Raw genomic sequence first — 14,987 nt, forward strand, 5'->3', positions numbered from 1 at the left:
CTATTTCTTGTCCTTCAATAACATATCGCTCAAGGATTTTCCCGCCGGCACCATAGGTAGCACATTGAGTTCCGTAGGAATGATAAATTCCAATAAGGTCGGACCTTCTTTGAAAGTATCCGCCAAATGGAACCCTTTTTCTATATCCTTCACCTTTGTAATGCGCATGGCCTTAGCGCCATAAGCCTCAGCCAGTCTCACGAAATCCGGTACGTATTCAAACTCGTCATTATCAATCATACTACGTGTAACAATAGCGCTTTCATCCATCAACAAATTCGTACAGGCATACCATTTATCATAGAATAGCTGCTGCCATTGACGTACATTGCCGAGATAGCCGTTATTAAGCACGATGAGTGTCATCGGCAATCGATAATGCATAGCCGTAGCAAACTCTTGAATATTCATCTGTACACCGCCATCTCCGCATATGGCGAAAACACGACGATCCGGATTTCCCAGCTGAGCCCCTAAAGCGGCAGGAAAGCCATACCCCATCGTACCGAGACCGCCGGATGTCAATAATTGACGACCGCCTTTCAACTCTAAAAATTGAGTTGTCCATAATTGGTTCTGACCCACATCGGTCGCTACAATAGGGCGATCATAGTGATTATTGATATAATCTATGACGATTTGAGGTGTTAAGCCCTCTTCATCGGCTTGCGTAACAGGTCGCTCCTCTTTCAGTTTCTGCAATTGTTTAGGCCATTCGCCGAGGTCATGAGGCTCGATATATTCCAATAATTTCTCAATCGCCAGTTTCGCATCGGCTACAACGGGAATATCCACCTTAATATTTTTAGAAATCGATGCCGCATCAACATCAATATGAATAATCTTACAGTTTTGAGCAAATGTGCTCAATTTACCCGTAATGCGATCGTTAAAACGGGTGCCGATTGAAATCATCACGTCACAATCCGTAAGGGCTACATTAGGTGCATATCCGCCGTGAATCCCCACATTCCCTAGGTATAAAGGATGACGCGAATCTATAGCCCCTTTTCCCATTAATGTAGTGACCACGGGAATACCCGTTTTTTCAACAAGCGCCGTCATAAGTTCATTGGCGCCGCTGATGCTGACACCGCCGCCTAACAGAAATAAAGGACGCTTCGCCTTTGCGATAACGGAGCAGGCCTTCTTGATTTGTCCGACATGGACCGTCGTATTCGGTTTATAGCCTCGGATATTCACCTCTGTCGGGTATTCATCGGATCCCATTGCCTTCTGAATATTTTTAGGTATATCAACCACAACCGGTCCAGGTCGACCCGTACGGGCTATATAAAAGGCTTCTTTCAAAATGCGACCCAAATCCCTGCGATCACGAACAGTAACCGCATATTTACACACATTGCGCACGATACCGACCGTATCGACCTCTTGAAAGGCATCATTCCCCATGAGACTCAAGTCTACCTGTCCCGTAATACAGACGAGAGGCACGCTGTCCGCATACGCCGTTGCAATCCCCGTTACAAGATTGGTCGCGCCCGGTCCGGATGTCACCATACAGACACCTACCTTACCGGTGCTGCGCGCATAACCATCCGCCGCATGAGCCAAGGCCTGTTCATGACGCGGTAATACGACTTTCACCGTATCCTGTTTATATAACTCATCCATTATGTCGATAGTCGCCGCCCCGGGATAGTTGAATAAAATCTCCACCTGCTCCTCTTGAAGCGCTTTCACCAAGTATGCCGCACCGGAAATCATAAGGGCCTCCTCATCTGCTTATAATATATGTACTCAATTACTATGCACATTCAATATATTTAAAAAATTGAATATCGTATGTAGATATGATATACTCAATAATATACCATATCTTGTGGTGTGTGAGTATGTAATTAATCTCAATTTATATAAGTATATTAATGCTATTTTTGAAAGGACGGTATACTATGAAAGAAATTCTAGGCTTCCACCTGAACGGTTGCCCTTATTGCAAAAATGCATTCCGCGCTATCGATGAACTCGTTGCGGAAAATCCTAAATACGCGGATATCCACATCAACTGGGTTGAAGATCAGGATGCTCATGAATTATTCAAAACACATCCTTATGAATACTATCCGAACTTGTGGTTCGATCTCGACAAACAATATGAGGCTCAACCGGGTGAAAGCTACGAACAGACAAAAACATTGATTAAAGCGGTGCTTGATAAAGCATTGGCATAAAGAAAAGCTGTAACTTCAGATTAGTTGAAGTTACAGCTTTTTATGTACAATAAATCTGCTTATCGCCTTATATACAATTAAAATCAATGCAATCTCTAGAGGGAAGCATAGGATATTTTTTATGAGTCGGCTCAAAAAAATGGCGGATACCGCTTTGTTATAAAATATCGTGAGCCACAATGTGTTCAGCATCAGATGTATACATACCGTAACAATCAGTTCCGGCAACAGCAGGCGTTTAAGCGTAACATCACGATCGTGCAGGAAATAACCATACACATATCCCACCAGGAACTCGGATACAATAAAACCCGGAAAAAATACGCCGTGTCCGAATAAGGACATTCCGATAAAACAGGCAATCGCCGCCATAATACCGGCGGCCATAGGCCCGTATAGAATACCGAATATAGCAGTCGATAAAAACCCGAATGTAATATGTATAAATGTGGTATGAATGGCGAAAATATAAGATAGTAAGACCGTCAAAGCTATAAATATACCGGTCTTTACAATCATATCAGTCTTCATGAGATGTGATACTCCTTTTTCTGTCCTTCCACTCCAAATACATATGGCGAATCACCATAATCGGTGAGACGAATAACATACGCGGTCCGCCATATCGCATGATTTCACGGATTTTTTCGCGATAGGTCGGCTCATAACAATGTGTTTTGCAAACGCTACAAAAGGTTTTACTGTCCATATGAGGGCATACGTCTATTCGATGCTCCGCGTACTGCCATACCTTTTGGCATTCTTCACACAAATCACCCTTCTGTGTATGATGTTTATTATGACAATAGATGGCGATGATTTGATGCATCGTCCTCAGCTCTAACCGACGCTTTTCATCAACAGTCATACGACCTCCTACTTAACAGACCAGGAAACCCACGCCACCTTATCTACCGTTTTATTTTGAATCTTGTTATCCATAGCCAGCGGTTCTATGAGATTTCGTATTTCTGCCTTCATATCATCTATACTGCCCCAACCATTATTATGTAACCTCATCGTAAAATATTCAACCGCTTTATCGAGATCCATAACCTCAGTTTCAGGCACGGTTTTATAGGTTACTTTCACATTATGTCCCATGTTATGAATCGCATCAAGACATTCCTTCGTCTTTCCATCCCATGGAAATGCATCGCTGCCGAAAAAATGTTCCCATAACATATCCACCATTTCATCACTCCGTTCGCTAAAAGCAACCCACAAGCATTTATCCCGGCTCGCATCATGCATGGCGCGGATATTTTCAACATCAAACATAATGGGGCAGAAAATACTGTACGCCAAGTCAAAGGCCTTATTCCATTCTAATTTACGTCTCGTTTCATCGGACCACGGAGCGATATATAGGCTCAAGTCCAGCCCTTCTTCATCAGCTAGCTGCTTTGCACCGTTAATCATACCGTCCGATAAATCAATCCCCGTCGCTCTATATCCTTCACGCGCCAGTCCTAATGCATAATCACAGACGCCACAGCCTATATCAAGTGTTCGTCCGCCTGGCGCCGGCAATAGCCGCTCCGCCTTCAAAAAATCAAGAAATGCCTTTACCTGCGCCCTGCGGTCCTCACGATTATGCATCTCCACAAAATAGTTGGACCGATTATTCCATGCATCCTGCTCGTCTTTCCACGCTTCGAGTGGTACAGACACAGCCTGTATTTCATTTGCCATAATGACTCCTTTATATCCGTATGGGATACTGACGATACGAATCGTCATCCCCCTTTACTACAACACAAAATAATTCTATATACCTCGGTGTTCCGTCCGAATGTGTTCAGAATTTCATATAAATTATCCATTCTAATTGTACATCATTCTCAATAGTTTTTGTGTTACTATAGTCACATCGGCTATGCAAATTTGATACAAATAAAAAAGCCCTCAGTCTGAACTGCATCTCTCAAAATTATATCTAAATTTTAAGATGCAGTTCGATCTGAAAGCCCTTTGTTTCATCATGGTGCGCCTAGCAGGATTCGAACCTGCGCACCCGGTTCCGGAGACCGGTGCTCTATCCCCTGAGCTATAGGCGCATGAGTACCTAAAAATTATACCATATTACGCTATGGTTCGATAGTACAAAGTATATACGGACACTAGAGTTATACAGAAAGGCCCCTATAGTTAAGCATCTTGTTAGTTAACTGTAGGGGCTATCGCCATTATATATTTGCTTTAATCACTTCTAGTAATGCATCACAGCTGCGACTTACATCGTCATAGGTTTCGTCAAAGTTCCCCGTATACCAAGGATCCTTTACATCACGGCTTTCACCAACAAAAGACATTGCCTTATACACCTTATGATCAACATCATCACCAATGATACGGCGTAAGTTCCGCGCATTGTTTTCATCCATAATGACGAGATAATCAAAATTATGATAATCATCCATTGTTACTTGGCGAGCCTTGCGACGAGTATAAGGAATCCCCATTTCATCTAGTTTTTGCTTAGTCCCATAATGGGTATCATTCCCTATCTCTTCACGAGATGTACCGGCTGACTCAATGTAAATAGAATCATCCAAACCGACCTGATTAACAATATATTTCATATAAAACTCAGCCATCGTTGAGCGGCAGATATTGCCGTGGCAGATAAATAAAACCTTGACCATTATAGCTCCTTCAACACCTAATCTAACAAGGGATTATTAGCGTACGAAGTTTGTAGATACATTTTTCTCTGTATTGGGATATGGAATACCTTGTTCTTTAGCTACAGCAAAGCTACGCATCATCCAAATCATATTTCTTGCTAAGTTACGCATGGTTTGCATACCTTCTTCATCTTGCTTAGCATCTTTTGCTACTAAACCATGGCTAATATTCCAATAGGTAGACCCTGCAATCGGCATTTGAGAAATACCAAAGTATTTATTGAGTACATCAAAAGAAGCCGTTGTACCACCACGACGAGCTATGGCTATCGATGCACCGGGTTTAAAGGCGAACGGATTTTGTTTTGCGCCTTCCACACTGAAGAACACGCGATCTAAGAAGGATAAAATACGTCCACTAGGATGAGCATAGTATACAGGGGTTGCAAAAATAAAGCCATCAGCCTCCTTTGCTTTTTCTACAAAACCATTTATATCATCATCCTTGAATACACATTCACCATGTTCAAAACAATACCCACATTGAATACAATCTCTAATTGGCTTGTTACCCAGTTGGATTACCTCTGTTTCTACATTGGCTTCATCGAAAACCTTTTGTACCTCTTGTATAACTTGCATTGTTGTAGCGTTTACATGGCTACTACCATTTACGATTAGAACTTTCATATTATATCCTCCTACTTCTTACTTAAGAAGTTATATAATTTGAGCTTTTATATATTATCATAAAAATAAAGATTGTCAAATATAATGCATAATATAGGAATTGAAAAAATATTATATAATCCATAAAAATATCTTTCTAAAGATTAGTCCATATAAATGCTCTCTTTCTTACCTCGCTAATACGAAGCTCTCACAGAACGCATTCATATATACTCTAAAAATATAACAAGACCCCCTAAGTCCAACTTAGGAGGTCTTGTTTATTTCACACATTAGTAAATAGTATACACTATATTATTCAGGATCAATTATGAAAGATAATGCACTGAAGTATTTATTTTGTTCGCCCTTAGTTTGAGTCGGGAAGCCTACTTCCACGCCTACCACATTGAGGCCGTTAGCGCTTACAGTAACGGTAGCCTTACCATTTGCATCGGTTTTGCTTTCATTTGTAAGATCATTAATTACATCTTTAATAAGCGGTGCATCAGCATATGGTTTGCCCTCTTTAAGCACTTGAATTTCGTAGGTATCACCTTTTCTTAGCGTCAATGGATTCACGGATGGCACGATTTGAATGAAAGCATCTTTATTATTCAAAGGTTTAGCGCTTGCATTCCAGTAGTGCACATCATATTTGATAGCGTGTGTACTCTTAGTTGCACCAGGCACCTGTGTAATAGGTTTATGTACAGTCTTTCCGTCTTTATCCTTTGTCCAATAACCGTAATCAAAGTTCGTTACAGTTACACCAAGGTTGGACGGTTGTTCAATGGCTACATTTTTCTCATGTTTAATCACTTTCACAGGCATAACATTACCGTTTACATCATAACCGGTAATTCCTTTTACCATATCTGAAGTGTATGCATTATCTACAGGTCCTTCACCGAGGACAAGTACTTTTTCATCAGTTCGATTAGCAAAGAAAACGCCATGTGCATCGACAGTGGTTAATACGGAGCTCGCTGCAAGACCAACAGCAAACAGGGATGCAAGAATTTTTTTGTTCATTGGTGAACCCTCCTACAAACTAAAAATAATTTTCAATAAATATATTATCATTATACAGATTTATTTATTAAAATTTCATGAAATTTTAATAACTTTCATAGACATATGACTATTAGCTATAATCATGCAGAATTATATATGAAAGTAATACTCAATTAGATAATTTGCATTGCTCTTTCTTCTGAAACTCAGCATATCTAAGCCGGACATAAAACAGCGGATAGTCGATACATACCGACTATCCGCTGTATAGATTCAGGAAAACTCATATTTCCATGAATTTCAATCAATTATTTTTTGTTTTTTGCAGCCTTCGCACGAGCATTGCGGTCAAGAATCATCTTGCGCATACGAATGCTTTCAGGTGTTACCTCAACGAGTTCATCATCGTTGATCCACTCAAGAGCCTGCTCCAAGGAGAAGATACGAGGCGGCGTCAAGCGTACCGCTTCATCAGAGGAACTGGAACGCATGTTTGTAACGTGTTTTTTCTTACATGGGTTAACATCCATATCAAGTTCACGAGTGTTTTCACCGATAACTTGTCCTGCATACACGTCTTGGTTAGGACCCACGAACAATGTGCCGCGGTCTTGAACCGAGTTCAAACCATATGGAGTAGTTTCACCATTTTCAAATGCCACCAAAGCGCCACGTGTACGGGAAGGAATTTCACCTTTGTATGGTGCATAGCCATGGAATACATGGTTCATGATACCATTACCCTTTGTAGCTGTTAAGAATTGAGCACGGAAACCGATCAGACCACGAGCTGGAACTACGAATTCCATACGAAGATAACCGGCCAATTCAACCATGTTAGTCAATTCAGCTTTACGTTGACCGAGGTTTTCCATTACAGTACCCATAAATTCCTGAGGTACATCGATGGTCAACGCTTCGAGCGGTTCACACAATTGATCGTTGATGGTTCTGAAGATTACGCGAGGTTTCCCCACTTGTAATTCGTAGCCTTCACGACGCATGGTTTCAATCAATACAGCCAAATGCAATTCACCACGGCCGGATACTTTGAATGCATCTGCAGAATCAGTTTCTTCCACCTTCATGGATACGTTAGTTTCTACTTCGCGGAACAACCGATCACGCAAGTGACGGGATGTAACGAATTCACCTTCACGACCTGCAAATGGAGAGTTATTTACGGAGAATACCATGGACAATGTCGGTTCGTCGATGGAAATGGATGGCAATGCTTCAGGATTTTCAGCATCCGCTACCGTCTCGCCGATATTGATATCATCGATACCGGCAAAGGCGATGATATCCCCCATTTCAGCTTCGTCAGTTTCAACGCGGTTCAAACCATTGTATGTATATACACGGCCGATTTTCGCTTTACGAGTGCTTTCACCGTTCATGATAGCAACCTGTTGATTAGTTTTCATTTTACCGCGTACGATACGACCTACGGCGATTTTACCGATGAAGTTATCGTAATCAAGTGTAGTTACCATAAATTGAAGAGGACCTTCCATATCACCTTGTGGCGCAGGAATTTCGTCGATCAACGTTTTAAACAACGGTTCCATGTTTACGGCTTCGTCATCCCAGTTGGTTTTGGAAACACCGGAACGAGCGGATGCGTAAACCACAGGGAAATCGAGTTGGTCATCGTCAGCTTCGAGTTCCATAAATAATTCAAGAACTTCGTCCTCAACCTCTTTAACGCGTTGGTCAGGACGGTCGATTTTATTGATAACCACGATCGGTTTCAATTTCTGTTCTAAGGCTTTACGCAAAACATATTTAGTTTGAGGCATTGGACCTTCGTAAGCATCTACGAGAAGCAATACGCCGTCAACCATATTAAGTACGCGTTCCACTTCACCGCCGAAGTCAGCATGGCCCGGGGTATCAACGATGTTGATTTTGATACCGTCATGCATAACGGCCGTATTTTTGGACAAAATGGTAATACCGCGTTCACGTTCCAAGTCGTTGGAATCCATTACGCGTTCTGCTACCTTTTCATTCTCCCGGAACACATGGCTCTGTTTTAATAATGCGTCCACCAAGGTCGTTTTACCATGGTCAACGTGGGCGATAATCGCTACATTTCGAAGATTTTCGCGAATCATAAGATCCTCCCTTTAATTCCTTCAGTATATTCTATATCACATAGCCTCTATGAAAGTAGCCATGTAGGTATATTCCCAAAAATTGGCAACAGTTAATTATAACTCACTATATCTATGAAAGTCAAAGAAGCTCGTTCGTTGTAGCCATCACAATTTCTACATTTGATTATACATTTAAATCATCGTATAACGACAGACATTATGTATCCTGCATAGCTCGCTTCGCGGATTTACGTAATAACGGTATTTGCTCATCCGTTAAATGAAAGCAGCATTTTGGAATCACCTTTTTGATAAGTTCCTCATCGGATGCTTTCAGAATATATTCCGGTTGTAGCAACGGCTCTAATTCATCAAGTCCGGGATAATCCACACCTATACTCCATTCATGATCTGCATTAAAAGGGCACGCATCCTGGCAGTTATCACAGCCTAATATCCACGCCTCCAGCATATCATCTGTGACACCATCCGGTAACTTACCATCACCGAATGTATTTATAAAAGATACACATGTTAACGGATTCATAGTAAACGGCGCAGATAGGGATTTTGTCTTACACCCTTGCTGACATAAATCACAAGAATCCGGACACGGAGGTATCCCTAACTGCCGAATATACTCACAGGGCTCATCAATTAAATAGGCTACCAGTTCATAGCTAGAGCCTTTAGGTCCATAAAAGAAATTATTTTTCCGATAAATGCCTAAACCTGCTGCTACCGAAGCGGGCCGCAAAGGAATAATTCCGGCAGGTTTTGCCGTTTCGCCGCCAATATATCGTATACCATTTTCACCAAGCCAGGTTTCAAAAGATCGCCGTCGTTTAAACTCATCACTGCGAGGAATATTTGATAAAGATAACAACAACCCTTTTGCATATCGTTTTCGAAGAGATACAGGAAACTTATAATTTCCGTAATACTCCGTGCAAACTACGATGGATTGAGCCCACGGATACTTTTCTTTTAGCTCTAAAAATGATTTAGTATGAGCATATATATCCTCACTTTCCGGAACCGCCTCAAGTCGTTGCGCCAGACGGTCCTTATATGAATCCAATGCATCAATGGATATAATACCACAATCATCAAAGCCGCATTCCAACGCTTTGTCATGAATCTGTTTTGCTGTTAAGGTCGTCATATCCTCGCCTCCTACTGAACTGAGTATCCATTTACAAACAATTACGGTCATAGATATCAATAATTATAATCATAGATACTATTGAAAAAAAGACTTCCTACGAGTCTCCTATCAAAACCATTGCAAAGATATAAAAACTCATAAGAAATCTTTTTATTATTATTTAATTAGTCTTCCCCAATCATGCGCACTTCCGGCTCAAGATGTACACCATGTTCATCGTATACACGGCGCTGCACCTCCTGAATCAGATTAAGTACGTCCTTGGCGGTAGCTCTCCCCGTATTGATAACAAAGCCGGCATGCTTATGCGACACCTGCGCATCACCGACGGATAGTCCTTTTAACCCCGTCTGTTCAATCAGGGTTCCCGCGAAATATCCGGGCGGGCGCTTAAATGTGGATCCGGCACTGGCAAACTCTAGCGGTTGTTTTGATTCGCGCTTTGCAGTCAATTCATCCATACGTGCCTTGATAGCAGCCTTATCACCGTATTCCAAGGTCATAACCACTTCACCGATTACTTCATGATTATCATGAAAAATGCTATGACGATAAGCAAAATCCAAATGAGAAGCATCATATTCCTTGATATGACCTTCAAAGTCCACGGCCCGTACCATCGTCACGACATTACTCATTTCACCGTCGTAAGCTCCGGCATTCATAAAGACGGCCCCGCCCAATGTTCCCGGAATCCCGATGGCAAATTCAAGGCCTGTCAAACTGTTTTTCCAGGCGAACTCGGATGCATCTTTCAGCATAAAACCGGAGCCAATGCACAATGTATTATCATTACAGTCCATGATTTGCATCATCTGACGCACGGATACAACGGCACCACGGATGCCACCATCTTTCACCAGAATATTGGAACCGCAGCCGATAACAGTAACAGGAACCCGCTGTTCATGAATCGTACGCAGTACGAAACTCAACTCCGCCATCGACGTAGGTTCGATAAATAGATCGGCAGGCCCACCGATTTTAAAGGTCGTATGCTCACATAATAATTCCCGTTCACGCACACGTGTGCCAGGAAGTCTCTCTAATAATGCAGCCTGTAATGGCTTAATGTTGCTGTTGTTGCCCATGATCTAAAACCTTCATCCCCTCAGTGATTGGCTCGCTAATGATTTTATAGATATCGTTGGATACTTGACTCCAACGGACATGAGCTTGCAGATAAGCCTGTGCCGCTGTATTCGCTTGAATCTGCGGCATCAGTTCTTCCTGCTTTTTCAATAATTCCGCTTCTTCCGGTGCACCGGAGATTTTCGCATATTCCCACTGCATTTGCTGGGCCATGAAAGTTCTCACCAGCGCAGCCGCAGTCGCATCAGCCTGCACCGCCTCCTGCGCTTTCATCAACTCTTTGTACTCTTCGGATTCACGCATAGCATGCGCTAAATCATGAGCCTTATCGTAATTCATACTTACCTCCTAAAACAACACTATATAACTGCCATTCATTTAGATTGAATCCAGTTGCCTTTCGCCTTCAAATCGGGATAGTCCAACTGCCGCATAGCCTCATATGCGATAACGGCCACCGCATTGGATAAATTCAAGGATCGCGCCTCTTCAACCATAGGAACGCGAATACAGGATTCATCCTTTCCCGCCAATAATGATTCAGGTAAACCTCGCGTCTCCGGACCGAAAACGAGCATGTCCCCTATTTCATACTTCACCTCGGAATGGGTATGTTTCGCCTTCGTCGTCGCATAGAAAAACCTGCGATCAGGGTATTTATCATAAAGTTCTTGAATATTTTCATGCACCTGTACATCCACCAGATGCCAGTAGTCGAGTCCGGCCCGCTTTACATGCTTATCATCGATGGAAAAGCCTAACGGCTTGATGAGATGCAAAGTCATATGATTCGCCGCACATAAGCGTGCAATATTTCCTGTATTACCGGGAATTTCCGGTTCATATAACACAATTTCCACTATATGCCTCTTATATTATTACTTAGATGAAGAAAAAGTCTCCTCTAACATATAATTATACCATTATATGTAAACTACAGATTAAAAATTTAGATTTACCGTACAAAATGCCCGCTTTTACCGCCTTCTTTTTCAACGAGGTATGTAGGGCCCATAATCATGCCCTTATCGATGGCTTTACACATATCATATACGGTTAACAATCCCACCTGAACGGCTGTGAGCGCCTCCATTTCAACACCTGTTTTTCCTGTCGTTTTTACGATAGCACGAACCTTGACGGCACGATTATGCGTCGCATCCGTACAGGCCGGGCTTTCACCATCAACTAAAGTGCAATGCACCTCGACCTTTGTCAAACTCAAAGGATGGCAAAGCGGTATGAGCTGACTCGTCTGTTTCGCCCCCATGATAGCGGCCAACTGGGCCACACTCAACACGTCCCCCTTTTTCATTGTCCCCGCTGCGATGCGATTATAAATTGTATCATTAACAGCTATAAATCCCTCCGCAATAGCGGTACGCGATGTCACGTCCTTATCGGACACATCCACCATCCACGCATTACCTTGTTCATCAAAATGTGTCAAATCCATGTGTATATTTCCAATCTGAATGTATAAATTCACTATCTATAGTTTTATTTTCATATATTATATTATACAATAGAATTAAGAATTATATATATGGAAGGAAGTGTTCCCATGAAAACAAAATTAACCTATTTCGGTCACGCTTGCTTTATGCTTACCCGTGATAATGTATCCATGATTTTTGATCCATTCTTAACGGGTAATACATGGAATATTGCAAAGAAAGAAGATATTAAATGTCAATATATCTTTGTCAGCCACGGACATGACGATCACTACGGCGATACAGATTATATCGCCAAGGCTAACGATGCCCTCGTTATTTCCACAGCCGAAGTAGCCGGCAGAGCGGCTGAAGCCGGATGCCGCACGCATGCCATGCATTTGGGCGGTAAATTCGACTTTGAATTCGGAGCCGTTCATTTAGTTCCCGCCTTTCACGGTGCCGGTGTTCCGGGCGGTCACGCCGCGGGTTGCCTTATAGATTTCTATGGCGATATCATCTACTTTGCAGGTGATACGGCACTCTTCAGCGATATGAAACTGTTAAACCGCTTCGGTGATATCGACTATGCACTCTTGCCTATCGGCGATAATTATACAATGGGCGTTGAGGACGCAGCACTTGCCGCTTCCTATGTGAAAGCGCGCATTTCCATTCCGATTCACTATAAAACATGGCCAGTTATCGATCGCGAGCCCGGTGTGTTTACGAGCCTCGTAGAAGGTAAATACAACCAGACCGGCCTCATTATCGATCCCGGTTCTTCCATTGAACTGAATAGTTAATCAAATTTCACAAACAACTGCATTTACAAAAACGACAAAAGGCTGTCACAGCATACGACAACATTCCTCAAACAAGGGGAATACGGTCTCTTACGCTGTGACAGCCTTTATTATTTCTGCAAACGTCGGCATGCAGTTCCAAATATGGGACTGAATGTATACTTTGTATCTCCTAGTGAATCTATAATCCTGGACCAGCTTATATTTCCTGATGCGCCATGGAGAATCCGCCGCGATTACTCATGCGCACGAATTCATCAATGTCCTGCCGTTCATCGACCCCCACATAGCCTAATTCACGAACGAGCCCATGAGGATTATGCAAGGAAAGCTTCGGCTGTTCTCCCGTGAGAACCCATAGAACTTTGTACCCTTTCGGCACATCCCGCAAACGCTCCTCGCCCTTACCGTCCGTAAAATAAACCAGTAAATCTACGCGATGTTGATTGGCCAACGAAAATACAGGACTGAACGCCGTAGCACCGCGCACATCCAGACGCGGTTTTACATCCCGTACGGACTCCATCGTATATATGCGGCGCACCTCATTATCGCACTCCACAACCGTAATGCGATGGTTATAGGCATGTACGATCTGCAATACCTGCTCCAGTGCATTCGTAAATTCATCATCGGTAATGCTGCCGCTCATATCAAGGGCCACCCACACATTCGCCTTATGCTGGCGCAATGTACCCGATAATTCAAGGCGCTCCGGCTGACGGCGATTACGGCGCATCGTCGTCTTCTTATATCCGCTTGAAACCTTGCCCATCAGTTTTTTAAGATAAAAGTACCACGGCAATGTACGACGGGTTTTCTGAAAGGTATCGATGAGACTTTTCACATACCCTTCCATGTCACCTTTAGAGGCTTCATTAATATAGCGCTCTGTGATCTGATCCATCATATCCGTATCGATAGAATCCGACTCATCCCAAATATCATGACTTGTTTCATGATTAAATTCCATCGCTACCGCCGTATCCGCATCATCAATCGGCACAAAGAGGTCCGGTTTTTCCGTCATCACCTTATCAATGGCCTTTGCATAGTATTCAATGGTACGGAATCGCTTAAGTAACAAACCGAACCGCTCATTCACATTCGCTACCGTCACCGCATCTCGGTCCACATGCTCCAAATAATCATTCACCACCATATCCATAGCCATGTGTACCGCAGTTTTATTAAAGCTTTGGCTCAACTGTTTCACACGCATCAAATGGGCGGAAATAATATGGAGCACCTCGCGTTTGATGCCGTCTTTCATGACGTCCGGCGGCTGTCTGAGCAGGATAAACGGATTCACATACAGCACATAGCCGCCCTGTTTCAAATTTATGCCGAACGCACTGGTCATATCAAATCTGATACGATGTGCCATCTGCAGGTAAAAGTATCCGAAAAATTGGTCTTCTTCCAAAAGCAGACTGTTCACGTCATGCAAAATCGCCCACAATCGCTGCTCATACGAAGTATTCATAACAGCCTGTTGCATGACCGCCAAATCCGTTCCTTCTAACGGCATATCCTCTAATGCGCAACCGATAGTACCGATATGACTGTCTGACATATTGTGATTCATCAAATCAACGGCGATGCGCTCCGGTTCAAGGCTGTGATGTTGAGCTTCATAGCTATCCACATAGGCCTCATAGGTCGCATAAATCTGCGTAAATAACGCCTCCGCCTCACGATGGATTCGTTCCCGTTTGGCATACCATCTATCTAGTGACTCGGCCGCATCCGCATCATAATCACCGGTCTTTTCCCAGCCGTCGATATGCGTCAACAGATCTGAGGCGTCACGGATGTCATCCTTATCCAAATTACGTTGCATCTATTCCACCTCCTTCAAGTTAATAACGA

16 protein-coding genes and 1 tRNA gene are annotated in these 14,987 nt (G+C 42.8%); 2 read left to right on the forward strand and 15 right to left on the reverse strand.

Going from position 1 to position 14,987, the window contains the following annotated elements:
- Complete coding sequence (gene ilvB, locus HMPREF1521_RS03600; RefSeq protein ID WP_038115877.1) at positions 1-1,728, reverse strand: biosynthetic-type acetolactate synthase large subunit; 1,728 nt, start codon at positions 1,726-1,728, stop codon at positions 1-3.
- A 188-nt stretch (positions 1,729-1,916) separates the two neighbouring features.
- Between ilvB and HMPREF1521_RS03605 the strand changes: the two genes are divergently transcribed.
- Positions 1,917-2,195: a glutaredoxin gene (locus tag HMPREF1521_RS03605; protein WP_038115878.1), complete on the forward strand. Its 279-nt coding sequence runs from the start codon at positions 1,917-1,919 to the stop codon at positions 2,193-2,195.
- Positions 2,196-2,225: 30 nt separating this feature from the next.
- Here the strand turns inward: HMPREF1521_RS03605 and HMPREF1521_RS03610 are convergent, their stop codons facing one another.
- The 13 genes from HMPREF1521_RS03610 to moaC all read right to left on the reverse strand — a co-directional run bounded on the left by HMPREF1521_RS03610 (position 2,226) and on the right by moaC (position 12,329).
- Entirely contained in the window at positions 2,226-2,726 is a 501-nt protein-coding gene (locus tag HMPREF1521_RS03610; RefSeq protein WP_038115879.1) for a folate family ECF transporter S component, read from the reverse strand.
- The gene (locus tag HMPREF1521_RS03615) at positions 2,716-3,063 is read right to left on the reverse strand and encodes a nitrous oxide-stimulated promoter family protein (protein WP_038115880.1); all 348 of its coding nucleotides are present in this window, start codon (positions 3,061-3,063) and stop codon (positions 2,716-2,718) included. Before HMPREF1521_RS03615 ends, HMPREF1521_RS03610 begins: the two co-directional genes overlap by 11 nt.
- Positions 3,064-3,071: 8 nt before the next feature.
- On the reverse strand, positions 3,072-3,890 hold the full coding sequence (locus HMPREF1521_RS03620; protein ID WP_038115882.1) for a class I SAM-dependent methyltransferase: 819 nt from the start codon (positions 3,888-3,890) through the stop codon (positions 3,072-3,074).
- A 290-nt stretch (positions 3,891-4,180) separates the two neighbouring features.
- Positions 4,181-4,255 (reverse strand) — tRNA-Arg (locus HMPREF1521_RS03625).
- Between the two features lie 129 nt (positions 4,256-4,384).
- Positions 4,385-4,843 carry a low molecular weight protein-tyrosine-phosphatase gene (locus HMPREF1521_RS03630; protein ID WP_038115884.1) on the reverse strand — a complete coding sequence of 153 codons (459 nt, stop codon included), beginning with the start codon at positions 4,841-4,843 and terminating at the stop codon, positions 4,385-4,387.
- Positions 4,844-4,879: 36 nt separating this feature from the next.
- Complete coding sequence (locus HMPREF1521_RS03635; RefSeq protein ID WP_038115885.1) at positions 4,880-5,515, reverse strand: flavodoxin family protein; 636 nt, start codon at positions 5,513-5,515, stop codon at positions 4,880-4,882.
- Between the two features lie 294 nt (positions 5,516-5,809).
- Positions 5,810-6,529, reverse strand: a complete 720-nt coding sequence (locus HMPREF1521_RS03640) for a DUF4198 domain-containing protein (protein WP_038115886.1) — start codon at positions 6,527-6,529, stop codon at positions 5,810-5,812.
- 290 nt (positions 6,530-6,819) lie between these two features.
- Entirely contained in the window at positions 6,820-8,631 is a 1,812-nt protein-coding gene (typA, locus tag HMPREF1521_RS03645; RefSeq protein WP_038115887.1) for a translational GTPase TypA, read from the reverse strand.
- Between the two features lie 199 nt (positions 8,632-8,830).
- The gene (locus tag HMPREF1521_RS03650) at positions 8,831-9,778 is read right to left on the reverse strand and encodes an epoxyqueuosine reductase (RefSeq protein WP_038115893.1); all 948 of its coding nucleotides are present in this window, start codon (positions 9,776-9,778) and stop codon (positions 8,831-8,833) included.
- Positions 9,779-9,945: 167 nt separating this feature from the next.
- Positions 9,946-10,875 carry a UDP-N-acetylmuramate dehydrogenase gene (murB, locus tag HMPREF1521_RS03655; protein ID WP_369759695.1) on the reverse strand — a complete coding sequence of 310 codons (930 nt, stop codon included), beginning with the start codon at positions 10,873-10,875 and terminating at the stop codon, positions 9,946-9,948.
- Positions 10,850-11,212, reverse strand: coding sequence for a YlbF family regulator (locus HMPREF1521_RS03660; protein ID WP_038115899.1), 363 nt, complete (start codon positions 11,210-11,212; stop codon positions 10,850-10,852). Before HMPREF1521_RS03660 ends, murB begins: the two co-directional genes overlap by 26 nt.
- A gap of 35 nt (positions 11,213-11,247) precedes the next feature.
- Positions 11,248-11,733: a tRNA (uridine(34)/cytosine(34)/5-carboxymethylaminomethyluridine(34)-2'-O)-methyltransferase TrmL gene (gene trmL / locus HMPREF1521_RS03665; protein ID WP_038115902.1), complete on the reverse strand. Its 486-nt coding sequence runs from the start codon at positions 11,731-11,733 to the stop codon at positions 11,248-11,250.
- Between the two features lie 95 nt (positions 11,734-11,828).
- Positions 11,829-12,329, reverse strand: coding sequence for a cyclic pyranopterin monophosphate synthase MoaC (moaC, locus tag HMPREF1521_RS03670; protein WP_038115903.1), 501 nt, complete (start codon positions 12,327-12,329; stop codon positions 11,829-11,831).
- Between the two features lie 108 nt (positions 12,330-12,437).
- Here moaC and HMPREF1521_RS03675 point away from each other — a divergent pair, with 108 nt between their 5' ends.
- Positions 12,438-13,115, forward strand: coding sequence for a metal-dependent hydrolase (locus HMPREF1521_RS03675; RefSeq protein WP_038115905.1), 678 nt, complete (start codon positions 12,438-12,440; stop codon positions 13,113-13,115).
- Between the two features lie 199 nt (positions 13,116-13,314).
- On the opposite strand, the gene HMPREF1521_RS03680 is transcribed toward HMPREF1521_RS03675, so the two are convergent.
- Positions 13,315-14,958 carry a VWA-like domain-containing protein gene (locus HMPREF1521_RS03680; protein ID WP_038115907.1) on the reverse strand — a complete coding sequence of 548 codons (1,644 nt, stop codon included), beginning with the start codon at positions 14,956-14,958 and terminating at the stop codon, positions 13,315-13,317.
- Positions 14,959-14,987 lie beyond the last annotated feature (29 nt).

This window comes from Veillonella sp. AS16 (genome assembly GCF_000517785.1).
Lineage (GTDB): Bacteria > Bacillota > Negativicutes > Veillonellales > Veillonellaceae > Veillonella > Veillonella denticariosi.

What these genes read in the sequence shown, in the direction of transcription:
- ilvB (WP_038115877.1), bottom strand. Translation starts at nt 1,728, where the DNA reads ATGATTTCCGGTGCGGCATACTTGGTGAAAGCGCTTCAAGAGGAGCAG.
- HMPREF1521_RS03605 (WP_038115878.1), top strand. Translation starts at nt 1,917, where the DNA reads ATGAAAGAAATTCTAGGCTTCCACCTGAACGGTTGCCCTTATTGCAAA.
- HMPREF1521_RS03610 (WP_038115879.1), bottom strand. Translation starts at nt 2,726, where the DNA reads ATGAAGACTGATATGATTGTAAAGACCGGTATATTTATAGCTTTGACG.
- HMPREF1521_RS03615 (WP_038115880.1), bottom strand. Translation starts at nt 3,063, where the DNA reads ATGACTGTTGATGAAAAGCGTCGGTTAGAGCTGAGGACGATGCATCAA.
- HMPREF1521_RS03620 (WP_038115882.1), bottom strand. Translation starts at nt 3,890, where the DNA reads ATGGCAAATGAAATACAGGCTGTGTCTGTACCACTCGAAGCGTGGAAA.
- HMPREF1521_RS03630 (WP_038115884.1), bottom strand. Translation starts at nt 4,843, where the DNA reads ATGGTCAAGGTTTTATTTATCTGCCACGGCAATATCTGCCGCTCAACG.
- HMPREF1521_RS03635 (WP_038115885.1), bottom strand. Translation starts at nt 5,515, where the DNA reads ATGAAAGTTCTAATCGTAAATGGTAGTAGCCATGTAAACGCTACAACA.
- HMPREF1521_RS03640 (WP_038115886.1), bottom strand. Translation starts at nt 6,529, where the DNA reads ATGAACAAAAAAATTCTTGCATCCCTGTTTGCTGTTGGTCTTGCAGCG.
- typA (WP_038115887.1), bottom strand. Translation starts at nt 8,631, where the DNA reads ATGATTCGCGAAAATCTTCGAAATGTAGCGATTATCGCCCACGTTGAC.
- HMPREF1521_RS03650 (WP_038115893.1), bottom strand. Translation starts at nt 9,778, where the DNA reads ATGACGACCTTAACAGCAAAACAGATTCATGACAAAGCGTTGGAATGC.
- HMPREF1521_RS03660 (WP_038115899.1), bottom strand. Translation starts at nt 11,212, where the DNA reads ATGAATTACGATAAGGCTCATGATTTAGCGCATGCTATGCGTGAATCC.
- moaC (WP_038115903.1), bottom strand. Translation starts at nt 12,329, where the DNA reads ATGGATTTGACACATTTTGATGAACAAGGTAATGCGTGGATGGTGGAT.
- HMPREF1521_RS03675 (WP_038115905.1), top strand. Translation starts at nt 12,438, where the DNA reads ATGAAAACAAAATTAACCTATTTCGGTCACGCTTGCTTTATGCTTACC.
- HMPREF1521_RS03680 (WP_038115907.1), bottom strand. Translation starts at nt 14,958, where the DNA reads ATGCAACGTAATTTGGATAAGGATGACATCCGTGACGCCTCAGATCTG.